Below are 13573 nucleotides of genomic sequence, written 5' to 3' on the forward strand. Positions count from 1 at the left end.
AGCCCCATGAGTCAACGCCGCGCCTTCACCCTGCCTGCACGCCCGGAGCTTTTGCTGATTCTGGGCAGCGGCCTGACTGTCGTACTGATCGTGATCATCGTTGCAGTACTGCTGATACGCGAACACGCCAGCGCCCTGCAGGCGGCCAAGCGTTCCACCAGCAACATCACCCAATTGATCAACGCCGATGTGCTGCGCAACGTCGAACTCTATGACCTGGCGCTGCACGGGCTGACCTCGGCCAGCACCCGCAAGGACTTGCCCGGGATGTCGGCCGAGATCCAGCACATGGTGCAGTTCGACCAGTCCACCGCGGCCCCTTTCAAAGGTGAAGTCCTGCTGCTGGACAAGGCCGGCGCGGTCATCGCCGACTCTTCCACATTGACCCCCACGCCCCGCAGCTTTGCCAACCGTGACTATTTCCTGGTGCACCAACAGAACCCGAATGCCGGCTTGTTCATCAGCCGTCCCTTCAAGATCCGTTGCGAATGCGATCAAGTCTGGCGCATTGCATTCAGCCGCCTCGTCTCCGGGCCCGACGGTGAGTTTGCCGGTGTGGCGGTGGCGACCATGCGCCTGGCGTATTTCGACCAGTTGTTCAACAGCCTCACCATCGGCAGCGGCAGCATAAACCTGCTCAACCGTGACGGCATTCTCCTGGCCCAGCAACCTTTGCTGGAGCGCGACATGATTGATAAAGACCTGAGTGCAAGGGCGAACTTCAAGCGAATCCTGCGCGAAGGCAGTGGCAGTTTCAGCTCTGTCTCCAGCGTTGACGGCACACCACGCCTCTACACGTTCAGCAATGTCGGCACGCTGCCGCTGATTGTGGTGGTGGCGTTGTCCAGCGACGACGTGTTTGCCGCCTGGAAACGCGCCGCCCTGCTGATCAGCGGCGCCACCGGCGTGCTGTGTGTTGGCCTGCTGTGGCTGACCTGGATGCTGCGCCTGGAACTGCGTCGCCGCTATCGCGCCGAAAAAGTGTTGTCTGAGCTGGCGGCCACCGACGCCCTCACCGGGCTGGCCAACCGGCGTACCCTCGACCAGCGCCTGCGCCTGGAATGGGAACGTGCACAACGCTCCGGCGAACCGCTGGCGCTGCTGATGATCGACGTAGACCACTTCAAGGCGTTCAACGACCGGCACGGCCATCAAGGCGGCGATGAGACGTTACGCAACGTGGCCAGGGTGATCGGCAGCAATATTCGTCGCCCTGCCGACCTTGCCGCGCGTTACGGTGGCGAGGAGTTCGCGGTGATTCTGCCGGACACCGACGGCGACGGCGCGAGCACCATTGCCGAACATATCCGCAGCGCGGTAGAGCACTTGCCACCCGCGGACGGGGATGCGCTGTCGGTCACCGTGAGCGTCGGCCTCAGCACCTGGGAAAAGCGCAGCGGCGGCTCAGTCGAAGAACTGCTGCTGACTGCCGACCGGGCGCTGTATGAAGCCAAGTACTCCGGGCGCAACCGGATCGTTCACAGCCAGGCCACATGAGCGGCTTTCAGGAACTACGCTAAAGGCGTCCTCGAAGCAGAAGTACGCCCGATGAGCCCAGGCACCACCCGTCCGACCCGCCCGACCCACCGCCCGGAGCTGCTGCTGATCATCGGGAGTTGCGTCACGGTGCTGCTGATCATCCTGGTGGTCGCGGTGCTGCTGATTCGCGAACACGCCAATACGTTGCAGGCAGCCCAGCGCACGGCCAATAACATCACCCAATTGATTGATGCCGACGTATTACGCAACGTCGAGCTGTACGACTTGTCGATCAAAGGCCTGATCGCCGCCACCGAGCGCAGTGATTTGGCCGGCGTGTCGGCCAGCATCCGCCACCTGGTGCTGTTCGACCGCTCGGAGGCGGCGCCGTACAAGGGAGACATCCTGCTGCTGGACAAGAACGGTGAAGTGATTGCCGACTCGTCGCTGCTGACCCCTGTCGCAGCCAACTTCGCCGACCGTGATTACTTTCATGCCCACCGACAGAATCCCGACCTGGGCCTGTTCATCAGCCGACCGTTCATCGCACGGTGCGTGTGTGACGACCAATGGCGCATTGCATTCAGCCGCCGGGTTTCCGGGCCCGACGGACGGTTCCTTGGGGTGGCCGTGGCGTCCATGCGCTTGTCGTATTTCCAGCAACTGTTCCGCAGCCTGAATATCGGCAACGACAGCACCATCAACCTGATCAACCAGCAAGGCATCCTGTTGGCCCAACAGCCGTTGCTGGAACGGGACATGATCGACAAGGACCTCAGCCAGCGCCCCAATGTCGCGCGCATCCTGCATGACCGCGACGGCAGCTTTCGCGGCACCTCCAGTGTGGACGAAGAGAACCGCCTCTACACCTTCTCTACCGTGGGCAATTTACCGCTGATCGTAGTGGTGGCCTTGTCCACGAATGACATATTCGCGCCCTGGAAGCGCGCCGCGCTGGTGATCAGCGGCGCCACCGGGATTTTGTGCATCGGCCTGCTGTGGCTGACCTGGATGCTCTGCATGGAACTACGCAGGCGTTACCGCGCCGAGCAGGTGCTGTCAGAACTGGCAGCCACCGACGCCCTCACCGGCCTGGCCAACCGCCGCACTCTCGACCAGCGGCTGCGCCTGGAATGGGATCGCGCCCAGCGTTCAGGCGAGCCGTTGACGGTGCTGATGATTGATGTGGACCATTTCAAGGCGTTCAACGACCGGCATGGGCATCAAGCTGGCGACGCGGCATTACGCACGGTGGCGCAGGTTGTCGAGGGCAATATCCGTCGCCCTGCTGACCTGGCGGCCCGCTATGGCGGTGAGGAGTTTGCAGTAGTGCTGCCGCATACCGACGGCCAGGGTGCGTTGTTGATTGCTGACCATATCCGCAGTGGCGTTGAGCATCTGCCACGGGTGGGCGGGGATACCGTGCCGATTACCGTAAGCGTTGGCCTCAGCACATGGACCAAAAAAAGCCGTAGCACACTGGAAGAGTTACTGCTCAGTGCGGATCAGGCGTTGTATGAGGCCAAGCACACCGGGCGTAATCGCATTGTGGATGCACAAACCCTGGCGTAAAAAAAGGCCACCCGAAGGCAGCCTTTAAAAACAAAAGGAAAGAGAGTTGTTACTTACACCGCCGCGACGGGACGCATGTAAGAGATCGGTGCGGTGCTGGCATCTTCGAAGGTCACGACTTCCCAGGCATCTGTCTGTGCAATCAGCTTGCGCAGCAGTTGGTTGTTCAGCGCGTGGCCCGACTTGAAGCCTTTGAACTCGCCTATCAGGCTATTGCCCAGCAGGTAGAGGTCACCGATTGCATCGAGGATCTTGTGCTTCACGAATTCGTCTTCATAGCGAAGGCCGTCTTCGTTCAGTACACCATCCGCGTCGACCACAATGGCGTTTTCAACGCTGCCGCCGAGTGCGAGGTTGTGCTTGCGCAGGTACTCGATGTCACTCATGAAACCAAACGTACGGGCGCGGCTGACTTCTTTTACGAACGAAGTGCTGGAAAAATCCACGCTTGCACTTTGGGTGCGGTCACGGAATACCGGGTGATCGAAATCGATCTCAAAGCTCACTTTGAAGCCTTCGAACGGGACGAAGGTGGCGCGCTTGTCGCCGTCTTCTACTGTCACTTCCCGCAGAATGCGAATGAACTTCTTGGCTGCGTCCTGTTCTTCCAGGCCGGCAGATTGAATCAAGAATACGAAGGGTCCGGCGCTGCCATCCATGATCGGGACTTCGGACGCGGAGAGCTCGACGTAGGCGTTATCGATGCCCAGACCGGCCATGGCCGAGAGCAAGTGCTCCACCGTGTCCACTTTGACGTCACCGTTGACCAACGTGGTCGACATCGTGGTTTCGCCAACATTTTCCGCGCGAGCAGGAATCTGCACCACAGGGTCCAGGTCGGCACGAACAAACACGATGCCGGTGTCGACAGGTGCGGGCTTGAGGGTCAGGTATACCTTCTCCCCGGAGTGCAGACCAACACCTGTGGCACGGATAATATTCTTCAGGGTGCGTTGTTTAATCATGGCTTGGACCGCTTCAGCGCAAATTGCGAACTGGTATCAACAAAGGCTGGCGATAATAGCAGACCAGACCTTTGCTGAACACCAATCACCTTCATAGCCCTGATACATTCCATTAATCGGCCTGACGACGCAGGAATGCCGGGATGTCCAGGTAGTCCAGGTCATCTTGCGGATTCGGGCTACGGGATGCAGCAGCACCGGCCTGGGCCTGGTTGCGCATCACGGTCGGACGATCCAGGTCACGGTAGTTCACAGACGGCAGTTCCTGGCGCGACGGCGCTGGAGCGGCAGCTTGCTGGCTGGCGTGGCTGGTATGGACGGTATTGTCGATGACCTTTACAGGCTTCTCGATTTTTGCACCCAGGCCGGTAGCAACAACGGTCACGTGCAGTTCGTCGCGCATGTCCGGATCGATAACCGTACCGACCTTGACCATGGCGTGCTCGGAAGCGAAGGCTTCGATGATGCTACCCACGTCGGAGTACTCACCCAGGGACAGGTCAGGACCGGCGGTGATGTTCACCAGGATGCCGCGTGCACCTTGCAGGTTCACGTCTTCCAGCAACGGGTTGCGGATGGCCGCTTCAGTGGCTTCACGTGCACGGTTCGGACCGCTGGCGCAGCCAGTGCCCATCATCGCCATGCCCATTTCGCTCATCACGGTACGTACGTCGGCAAAGTCGACGTTGATCATGCCCGGACGCTTGATGATGTCGGAGATACCGCGAACGGCACCGGCCAGTACATCGTCTGCCTTGGCGAAAGCCGACAGGAGGCTGGCGTCCTTACCGAGGATGGTCAGCAGCTTCTCGTTGGGAATGGTGATCAACGAGTCGACGCTTTCGGACAGCAGACGGATGCCTTCATCGGCGATCTGCATGCGTTTGCGACCTTCGAACGGGAACGGACGGGTCACGACGGCAACCGTCAGGATCCCCATTTCCTTGGCCACTTCGGCAATGATCGGCGCAGCACCGGTACCGGTACCACCGCCCATGCCGGTGGTGATGAACACCATGTTGGTGCCTTGCAGCACTTCAGCAATGCGCTCGCGGTCTTCCAGAGCGGCTTGACGGCCGACTTCCGGATTCGCGCCAGCACCCAGGCCCTTGGTCACGGCTGTGCCCAATTGCAGGATGGTGCGTGCACCGATGCTTTTAAGGGCTTGGGCATCAGTGTTGGCGCAGATGAATTCAACGCCTTCAATGTTGCTCTTGACCATGTGGTTGACAGCGTTGCCGCCGCCACCGCCGACGCCGATCACTTTGATGACCGGGCTTGCGGGGATGTTGTCTACGAGTTCGAACATTTTCCCTCTCCTTTCATTTCTCTAGTTTTTTCGCCTACTGCATGCATCTACAACAGTGAAACGGTGTTGCGGTAAATCTTTAGAAATTGCCTTTTACCCAAGCCTGCAACCGCTCGAACAACGGCGCTTTCGCTTCGTCGTCGCTTCTGTAGCTGTCACGGTTGCTCGGGCCCGACAGGGAAATGCCGTCGGTCTGCTTTTGCAGCCCGTACAACAGCAAGCCCACACCGGTGGAATAAATCGGGTTGCGCACCACATCGCCCAGGCCCTTGACGCCATGGGGCACGCCCAGGCGCACCGGCATGTGGAAGATTTCCTCGGCCAGTTCGACCGCGCCTTCCATCTTCGAGGTGCCACCGGTCAGCACGATGCCGGCCGGGATCAAATCTTCGTAGCCACTGCGGCGCAGTTCGGCCTGGATCAGGGTGAACAGTTCGTCGTAGCGCGGCTCGACCACTTCAGCCAACGCCTGGCGCGACAGTTCGCGCGGTGGACGGTCGCCCACGCTCGGCACCTTGATGGTTTCGCCGGCACCGGCCAGCTTGGCCAGGGCACAGGCGTAACGGATCTTGATTTCTTCGGCGTACTGGGTCGGTGTGCGCAACGCCATGGCGATGTCGTTGGTCACCTGGTCACCGGCAATCGGGATCACGGCGGTGTGACGAATCGCACCCTCGGTGAAGATCGCGATGTCCGTGGTGCCGCCGCCGATGTCCACCAGGCACACGCCCAGTTCTTTTTCGTCGTCGGTCAGTACCGAATACGCGGAGGCAAGCTGCTCGAGAATGATGTCGTCGATTTCCAGGCCACAGCGGCGCACGCATTTTTCAATGTTCTGTGCAGCGTTGACGGCGCAGGTCACTACGTGAACCTTGGCTTCCAGACGTACGCCCGACATACCCAGGGGCTCGCGAACGCCTTCCTGGTTATCGATCACATAGTCCTGCGGCAAGGTGTGCAGCACGCGCTGGTCAGCCGGGATCGCCACGGCTTGCGCTGCGTCGAGTACCCGTTCCAGGTCAGCGGCGCTGACTTCGCGGTCGCGAATCGCCACGATGCCGTGGGAATTCAGGCTGCGGATGTGGTTGCCGGCAACGCCGACGAATGCCGAGTGAATCCGGCAACCGGCCATCAGCTGCGCCTCTTCGATGGCGCGCTGGATCGATTGCACGGTGGATTCAATATTCACCACCACGCCCTTCTTCAGGCCCCGGGACGGATGCGTGCCGATTCCGACGATTTCCAGCGTGCCGTCGTCCGCGACCTCGCCTACCAGCGCCACCACCTTGGAGGTGCCGATATCCAGACCGACGATCATTTTGCCGCTTTGCACGTTTGCCATGGGTCCTGCCTCTTCTTAATTCTTCGCGACAGCAGGTTGCGCTGCCGTGGGCGCCGCAGGGGCCCGCCAGCCGACGGCAAGGCCGTTGGCGTAACGCAGGTCGATGCTCGCAATGTTCGTAATCTGTTCTTTCAAGGTCTTTTCATAGATGGCGATAAAACGGCGCATCTTTTCCACCAGGTTGCCGCGTCCCAGCAACAACTCGATGCCCGGGCCGGAACTGCCTGCGCCCGTGGTCAAAAACCAGCTGCCCCGCTCGCGCAATTCCAGTCGCGCAATCGAGAAACCCAACGGCCGCAGCATCTGGCTCAACGCCTGGTACTGCTGCATCACTTGCTGTTGCGCCCGTTGCGGCCCGAACAACTGCGGCAAGTGCTCGTAGTTCGCCACTTCGCGGGGCGCAAACGCCTGGCCCTGGTTGTTCAGCAGCGCACCATCGCCCCAGCGGGCGACGGGCAGTTGCTCTTCCAGGCGGATCGTCACTTGATCCGGCCACACGCGACGTACTTCGGCGTGGGCAATCCATGGCATCTGTTCCAGCTCGGAGCGCATGCCTGCCAGGTCGATGGTGAAGAAGCTCGACGCCACAAACGGGGCGATTCGCTGCTGCACGGCTTGCTGGCTGATGTAGCTCAAGTCACCCTGCACGCTGATCTTGGTGATCGGCCGGTCGGCATACGGCAGCAGGCGCTGGGCGCCTTCATACGTACCGAACCCCAGGGCCACCAGGATCACCGGCCAGAACAGCGCCTTGAGAAAACCAAAGTTGGCTTTCGGCATGCGCGCCGACATCGGCTCTTTAGCCACCATTCGGCTGGCACCACGCGGCACCGGCTTGCGGCCGGGAGCGGGTTGCTGATGACGAAGCGATGCGCCGTTCATGGTCTTAGCCTCGTGGCTCTATGCTTGCGGCCAGGATCGCCAGCACCAACTGCTGGAAATCCAGGCCGGCGGCACGAGCGGCCATGGGTACCAGGCTGTGGTCGGTCATCCCGGGTGCAGTGTTGACTTCCAGGAACCAGAAGTTCCCCTGGTCATCCTGCATCACGTCTGCCCGCGCCCAACCGGCGATACCCAGCGCCTCACAGGCTTTCGCCGTGAGGTCCATCAATTCCTGTTCCTTGGCTGCGTCGAGGCCGCACGGGATCCGGTACTGGGTATCGGAGGCCACATACTTGGCGTCGTAGTCGTAAAAGGTGTGGGGCGTGCCCAATGCGATGGGCGGCAATACCTGGCCACGCAGAGTAGCGATGGTGAACTCGGGACCTTGAATCCACTGTTCCACCAACACTTGCGAATCGTAGGTACTGGCCGCTTTCCATGCGTCAATCAATTCGGCGGCTGAGTTCACTTTAGCCATGCCGATACTGGAGCCTTCATGGGCTGGTTTGACGATCAAAGGCAGGCCCAGTTCCTTGGCTGCAGAAATACAATCGTCTTCGCTGCACAGCACGCTGTGACGCGGGGTCGGAATACCCAGGCTGTGCCACACCTGCTTGGTGCGCAACTTGTCCATGGCCAGCGCCGAAGCGAGGATGCCGCTGCCGGTGTAGGGAATGCCCAGGCATTCGAGAAGGCCCTGCATGCTGCCGTCTTCACCGCCGCGGCCGTGAAGAATGATAAAGGCGCGGTCAATCTTCTCGGCCTGCAGGCGCGACAGCAAGTCATCGCCCACGTCGATGCCAAACGCATTCACACCGCCACTTTGCAGCGCTTGCAGCACGGCATTGCCGGACTTCAGCGACACTTCACGCTCCGCGCTCTTGCCACCGAACAGCACCGCAACCCGGCCGAAGTCGGCAGGTTGGATGGTGGAGAACAGCGAGCCGTAGTCAGTGGTCATTTGGACTTCCCCTGCGCAGCGGCAAACAGCGGGCTTGCCAGCAATTTAGGGGCGAGGCCGCCGATGTCACCGGCACCCTGGCACAGCAGGATGTCGCCGGCACGCAGCAGCGGCTTGACGATCGGTGCGAGGTCTACACCACGCTCAATGTAGATCGGGTCCAGTTGGCCCCGTTGGCGGATGCTGTTGCACAGCTTGCGGCTGTCGGCACCCGGGATCGGCTCTTCACCGGCCGGGTAGACTTCCATCAGCAGCAACACGTTGGCGTCAGCCAGTACATTCACGAAATCGTCGTACAGGTCGCGCGTACGGCTGTAGCGATGCGGCTGGTACACCATCACCAGGCGGCGCTCAGGCCAGCCACCGCGTACAGCCTTGATCACCGCAGCGACTTCGGTCGGGTGGTGGCCGTAGTCGTCCACCAGCATCACGCTGCCGCCGTCTACCGGCAGTTCGCCGTAGACCTGGAAGCGGCGACCCACGCCGGCAAAACCCGACAGGCCTTCGACGATGGCTTCATCGCTGACGCCTTCGTCAGAGGCGATGCAGATGGTCGCCAGGGAGTTGAGTACGTTGTGGTTGCCCGGCATGTTCACCGAGACATCCAGCGGCTCGCGGTCCGGGCGCAGCACGGTGAAGAAGGTCTGCATGCCCTGCTGGCGCACATTGATTGCACGCACATCGCAGTCTTCGCTGAAGCCGTAGGTCACGGTAGGACGCTTGACCAGCGGCAGGATTTCGCGCACCACCGGATCGTCCAGGCACACCACGGCCAACCCGTAGAACGGCAGGTTGTGCAGGAACTCGACGAAGGTTTTCTTCAGTTTGTTGAAGTCACCGTCGTAGGTCGCCATGTGGTCGGCGTCGATGTTGGTCACCACGGCCACCAGCGGTTGCAGGTGCAGGAAGCTGGCGTCGCTTTCATCGGCTTCGGCGATCAGGTAACGGCTGGTGCCCAGCTGCGCATTGGTACCGGCTGCATTCAGGCGGCCACCGATGACGAACGTCGGGTCCAGGCCACCGGCGGCGAACACCGAGGCGATCAGGCTGGTGGTGGTGGTCTTGCCATGGGTACCGGCAACGGCGATGCCGTGGCGGTAGCGCATCAGCTCGGCCAGCATCTCGGCACGCGGCACCACGGGAATACGGCGCTCAAGGGCGGTGGCCACTTCCGGGTTGGAGGTGTTCACGGCACTGGAGACCACCAGCACGTCGGCTTCGGCAGCGTTCTCGGCTCGGTGGCCGATAAAGATTTTCGCGCCAAACGATTCCAGGCGTTCAGTGACCGGCGACATTTTCAGGTCGGAGCCGGACACTTGGTAACCCAGGTTAAGCAACACTTCGGCGATGCCGCACATGCCCACGCCGCCGATGCCGACAAAGTGGATGCGACGGATGCGGCGCATTTCCGGTTGCGGCATGGCTTTCTGATTCTCAACCATGGGCCACCTCCAGGCAGATATCGACCACGGTGCGGGTTGCGTCAGGTTTGGCCAGGCGGCTTGCGGTGCTCGCCATGCTGTTCAGTCGTTCCGGTTGCATCAAAACCTCGGTCAGGCGTGCGGCCAAATCGGCGGCGCCAGTCGTTCTTTGCGGCAGCAGGAAGGCAGCGCCCTCCCCGGCCAAATATTCGGCGTTGCGGGTCTGGTGATCGTCGATCGCGTGGGGCAAAGGCACCAGCAAGGACGGCAGACCGGCGGCGGCCAGTTCACTGACGGTCAACGCACCTGCGCGACAGACCACCAGGTCGGCCCAGCCATAGGCTTGGGCCATGTCTTTGATGAAGGGCTGCACATTCGCCTCCACACCCGCATCGCGGTAGCGCGTGGCGGTCACTTCATCGTGGTTCTTGCCGGCCTGATGGAAGATCTCCGGGCGCAGCTCCACGGGGAGTTGCGACACCGCTTCAGGCAGCAATTTGTTCAACGGTTCGGCGCCCAGGCTTCCGCCCAGGATCAACAGGTGCGCCTTGCGACCGGCCAATGGCTGGCGGGCAATGCCCATGAACAGCTCGGTACGCACCGGGTTGCCGGTGGTGCGCAGTTTGTCTGCGGCGCCAAAGGTTTTCGGAAATGCCTCGCACACCCGGGCAGCCAAGGGCACCAGCAAGCGGTTGGCGGTGCCGGCCACGGCGTTTTGCTCGTGGACGATCACCGGCACGCCGGCGAGTTTTGCCGCGACGCCGCCGGGGCCGGTCACGTAGCCACCAAAGCCCAGCACGCACACCGGCTTCACTTCTCGGATCACCTTGCGCGCTTGCCACACCGCCTTGAGCAACACGAACGGCGCCTTGAGCAGGGACAATTTGCCCTTGCCACGCAAGCCGGTGACGTTGATCAAATGCAGTGGCAAGCCGGCATTCGGGACCAGGTCATTTTCAATGCCGCGAGGCGTGCCGAGCCAATGCACGGTGTAGCCACGGTTCTGGAATTCGCGGGCACAGGCCAGCGCCGGGAACACGTGCCCACCGGTGCCGCCTGCCATGATCAGCACGTTAGCGCCCATGGTTCGGCTCCTCGGCGAAGTCACTTTCGCTGAACTCCATCTCTTCGCTGCCCAGGTGGGTTCGACTCTCCCACTCGATGCGTAGCAATAACCCGAGACAGGCGCAGCAAATCACCAACGAACTGCCGCCGTAACTGAGGAACGGCAAGGTCAGGCCCTTGGTCGGCAGCAGGCCGACGTTCACCCCGATGTTGATCAGGAACTGGCCGATCCACAGGAACGCCAGGCCGTACGCGACGTAGGCCGCAAAAAACTGTTTGGCTTTTTCGGCCCACAAGCCGATGTACATGGCCCGCACACAGACGAACACGAACAGCGCGACGGTGCACAGCGAACCAACCACGCCCAGCTCTTCGGCAAGTACCGAGAACACGAAGTCGGTGTGCGCTTCCGGCAGGTAGAACTGCTTCTGCACACTGTTGCCCAGGCCCACGCCCAGCCACTCGCCGCGACCGAAGGCGATCAACGCCTGGGTCAACTGGTAGCCGGAACCGAACTGATCGGACCACGGGTCGGTAAAGGTAATCAGACGAGCCATCCGGTAGGGTTGCGCCTGCACCAGAATCGTCACGGCGGCCACCGCCAGCACCACCATCAAGGTGAAACGGAACAGGCCCACGCCCCCGAGGAACAGCATCGCCGCCGCCGCCCCCATCATCACGACGGTGGCACCGAAGTCCGGCTCCATCAGCAACAGCCCGGCCATGGGCAACAGCACGATGAACGGCTTGAAGAAACCCATCCAGCTTTCGCGTACTTCTTTCTGGCGCCGCACCAGGTAACCGGCGAGGTAGATCACCACGAACACCTTGGCGATTTCCGACGGCTGCACGTTGAACGCGCCGAAACCGATCCAGCGCATCGAACCGTTCACCTCACGCCCGATGCCGGGCAGGATCACCATCACCAACAGGCCGAATGCGCCCACCAGCATCAGCCAGCCCAGGCGTTGCCAGGTGGCGATCGGGATCATCATGGTGACGATGCACGCGCCGAGGCCGATCACCAGGTACACCAGGTGGCGGATCATCATGTAAAGGGTGTTGCCCGATTGCACCGCAGCCACTTCCGAGGACGCCGAGGTGATCATCACCAGGCCCAGGCCCAGCAGCGCGAGGCAACCGGCGAGCATCGGGAAATCCAGGTCGATACCGCGCCCGGTAATGAGCGGCGACGGGTACGGCTTGATGATGTTCCGAAAATTGATACTCATGCCAAGGCCTCCACGGCGCGGGCGAACAGCTGGCCGCGCTCTTCGTAGTTCTTGAACATGTCGAAACTGGCACAGGCGGGCGACAGCAGCACCACGTCACCCGGCTGGGCTAGGGCTTTGGACTGGGCGATGGCGTCGTCCAGCGATTGCGCACGCACCTGCGGTACGGCGTCGCCCAGGGCATCGGCGATCAGCCCGGAATCACGGCCCATCAACACCACGGCGCGGCAGTTGGCAGCGACCGGGCCTTTAAGGTCCTTGAAGTCGGCGCCCTTGCCGTCGCCACCGGCGATCAGCACGACCTTGCCTTGAATGTCGGCCCCCAAACCTTCGATGGCAGCGAGCGCCGCACCGACGTTGGTGGCCTTGGAATCGTTGTAATAGCCGACGCCGTCGAGGTCGCGAACCCACTGGCAGCGATGCTCAAGCCCGGCAAAGGTGCGCAGGGCCGACAGCATGGCGTCGAACGGCAAACCGACCGCATGGCCAAGCGCCAATGCAGCCAGGGCGTTGGCCTGGTTATGGGCGCCACGGATTTTCAGTTCGCGCACCGGCATCAGGTTCTGGAATTCGAAGGCCAGGTATTTCTCGCCGTTCTCTTCCCGAAGGCCGAAGGCCTTGAAGTCAGGTTTGTTGAGGCCGAAGGTCCAGCACGGCAAACCTTCGCCGATCAATGGACGGCTCAGGGCATCCTGACGGTTGACCACCACTTGCCGCGCACCACGGAAGATCCGGTGCTTGGCCAGGTGATACGCCGGCAGGCCGCTGTAGCGGTCCATATGGTCTTCGCTGACGTTCAGCACGGTGGCCACTTCAGCGTTGAGCTGGTCGGTGGTTTCCAGCTGGAAGCTTGACAGTTCCATCACGTACAGCTCGATATCGTCGCGGAGCAAGTCCAGCGCCGGAGTGCCGAGGTTGCCGCCCACCGCCACACGCTTGCCGGCCGCAGCCGCCATTTCGCCCACCAGGGTGGTCACGGTGCTTTTTGCGTTGGAGCCGCTGATGGCCACAATCGGCGCCTTCGCGTTACGCGCGAACAGCTCGATGTCGCCGGACAACTTCACACCACGGGCCGCAGCCGCTTGCAGCGCCGGAGTCGCGAGCGCTAAACCCGGGCTCACGTAGAGCTCGTCGGCACGGCACAGAAACTCGACATCCAGCTCGCCACAACGCACTTCCACGTGCGGGTAGTCACGGCGCAGCGTGACCAGCTCCGGTGGATTTCCCCGCGTGTCGGCCACGGCAAACGACGTGCCCCGGTTCGCCAGGAAGCGAACCAGGGACATGCCGCTCTTGCCGAGGCCGACAACGATGCGGAAGTGGTCTGAAGCGATCAGGGACACTC

General features: G+C 61.7%; 11 protein-coding genes. 2 read left to right on the forward strand and 9 right to left on the reverse strand.

What is annotated here, in order from left to right; all coding sequences use genetic code 11:
• Positions 1 to 6: 6 nt before the first annotated feature.
• Together RGV33_RS27215 and RGV33_RS27220 are read left to right on the forward strand one after the other, a co-directional pair.
• Positions 7 to 1497 (forward strand): sensor domain-containing diguanylate cyclase, encoded by a 1491-nt coding sequence (locus RGV33_RS27215; RefSeq protein WP_322147373.1) that lies wholly within the window; start codon positions 7 to 9, stop codon positions 1495 to 1497.
• Positions 1498 to 1548: 51 nt separating this feature from the next.
• The gene (locus RGV33_RS27220; protein ID WP_322147374.1) at positions 1549 to 3051 is read left to right on the forward strand and encodes a diguanylate cyclase; all 1503 of its coding nucleotides are present in this window, start codon (positions 1549 to 1551) and stop codon (positions 3049 to 3051) included.
• A 53-nt stretch (positions 3052 to 3104) separates the two neighbouring features.
• Here RGV33_RS27220 and lpxC read toward each other — a convergent pair whose 3' ends face one another.
• From lpxC to murD, 9 genes are all read right to left on the reverse strand, one after another.
• Positions 3105 to 4016: a UDP-3-O-acyl-N-acetylglucosamine deacetylase gene (gene lpxC, locus RGV33_RS27225; RefSeq protein WP_003216227.1), complete on the reverse strand. Its 912-nt coding sequence runs from the start codon at positions 4014 to 4016 to the stop codon at positions 3105 to 3107.
• A gap of 112 nt (positions 4017 to 4128) precedes the next feature.
• Positions 4129 to 5325 (reverse strand): cell division protein FtsZ, encoded by a 1197-nt coding sequence (ftsZ, locus tag RGV33_RS27230; RefSeq protein ID WP_003216225.1) that lies wholly within the window; start codon positions 5323 to 5325, stop codon positions 4129 to 4131.
• A gap of 79 nt (positions 5326 to 5404) precedes the next feature.
• Positions 5405 to 6667, reverse strand: coding sequence for a cell division protein FtsA (gene ftsA / locus RGV33_RS27235; protein WP_088423798.1), 1263 nt, complete (start codon positions 6665 to 6667; stop codon positions 5405 to 5407).
• A gap of 15 nt (positions 6668 to 6682) precedes the next feature.
• Positions 6683 to 7549 carry a cell division protein FtsQ/DivIB gene (locus RGV33_RS27240; protein ID WP_023659197.1) on the reverse strand — a complete coding sequence of 289 codons (867 nt, stop codon included), beginning with the start codon at positions 7547 to 7549 and terminating at the stop codon, positions 6683 to 6685.
• A gap of 4 nt (positions 7550 to 7553) precedes the next feature.
• Positions 7554 to 8510 carry a D-alanine--D-alanine ligase gene (locus tag RGV33_RS27245; RefSeq protein WP_322147375.1) on the reverse strand — a complete coding sequence of 319 codons (957 nt, stop codon included), beginning with the start codon at positions 8508 to 8510 and terminating at the stop codon, positions 7554 to 7556.
• Entirely contained in the window at positions 8507 to 9952 is a 1446-nt protein-coding gene (murC, locus tag RGV33_RS27250; RefSeq protein ID WP_322147376.1) for a UDP-N-acetylmuramate--L-alanine ligase, read from the reverse strand. The genes RGV33_RS27245 and murC overlap by 4 nt, the downstream gene beginning before the upstream one ends.
• Positions 9945 to 11015, reverse strand: coding sequence for an undecaprenyldiphospho-muramoylpentapeptide beta-N-acetylglucosaminyltransferase (gene murG, locus RGV33_RS27255; RefSeq protein ID WP_322147377.1), 1071 nt, complete (start codon positions 11013 to 11015; stop codon positions 9945 to 9947). The genes murC and murG overlap by 8 nt, the downstream gene beginning before the upstream one ends.
• Complete coding sequence (gene ftsW / locus RGV33_RS27260) at positions 11005 to 12228, reverse strand: putative lipid II flippase FtsW (RefSeq protein WP_322147378.1); 1224 nt, start codon at positions 12226 to 12228, stop codon at positions 11005 to 11007. Before ftsW ends, murG begins: the two co-directional genes overlap by 11 nt.
• Entirely contained in the window at positions 12225 to 13571 is a 1347-nt protein-coding gene (gene murD, locus RGV33_RS27265) for a UDP-N-acetylmuramoyl-L-alanine--D-glutamate ligase (RefSeq protein WP_322147379.1), read from the reverse strand. Before murD ends, ftsW begins: the two co-directional genes overlap by 4 nt.
• Positions 13572 to 13573: the final 2 nt, after the last annotated feature.

This window comes from Pseudomonas sp. Bout1, assembly GCF_034314165.1.
Taxonomy (GTDB): Bacteria; Pseudomonadota; Gammaproteobacteria; order Pseudomonadales; family Pseudomonadaceae; genus Aquipseudomonas.

Excerpts from the sequence above, each read along its gene's own strand:
- lpxC (WP_003216227.1), bottom strand. The coding sequence starts at position 4,016 with ATGATTAAACAACGCACCCTGAAGAATATTATCCGTGCCACAGGTGTT.
- RGV33_RS27215 (WP_322147373.1), top strand. The coding sequence starts at position 7 with ATGAGTCAACGCCGCGCCTTCACCCTGCCTGCACGCCCGGAGCTTTTG.
- RGV33_RS27245 (WP_322147375.1), bottom strand. The coding sequence starts at position 8,510 with ATGACCACTGACTACGGCTCGCTGTTCTCCACCATCCAACCTGCCGAC.
- murG (WP_322147377.1), bottom strand. The coding sequence starts at position 11,015 with ATGGGCGCTAACGTGCTGATCATGGCAGGCGGCACCGGTGGGCACGTG.
- ftsA (WP_088423798.1), bottom strand. The coding sequence starts at position 6,667 with ATGGCAAACGTGCAAAGCGGCAAAATGATCGTCGGTCTGGATATCGGC.
- RGV33_RS27220 (WP_322147374.1), top strand. The coding sequence starts at position 1,549 with ATGAGCCCAGGCACCACCCGTCCGACCCGCCCGACCCACCGCCCGGAG.
- ftsZ (WP_003216225.1), bottom strand. The coding sequence starts at position 5,325 with ATGTTCGAACTCGTAGACAACATCCCCGCAAGCCCGGTCATCAAAGTG.
- ftsW (WP_322147378.1), bottom strand. The coding sequence starts at position 12,228 with ATGAGTATCAATTTTCGGAACATCATCAAGCCGTACCCGTCGCCGCTC.
- RGV33_RS27240 (WP_023659197.1), bottom strand. The coding sequence starts at position 7,549 with ATGAACGGCGCATCGCTTCGTCATCAGCAACCCGCTCCCGGCCGCAAG.
- murC (WP_322147376.1), bottom strand. The coding sequence starts at position 9,952 with ATGGTTGAGAATCAGAAAGCCATGCCGCAACCGGAAATGCGCCGCATC.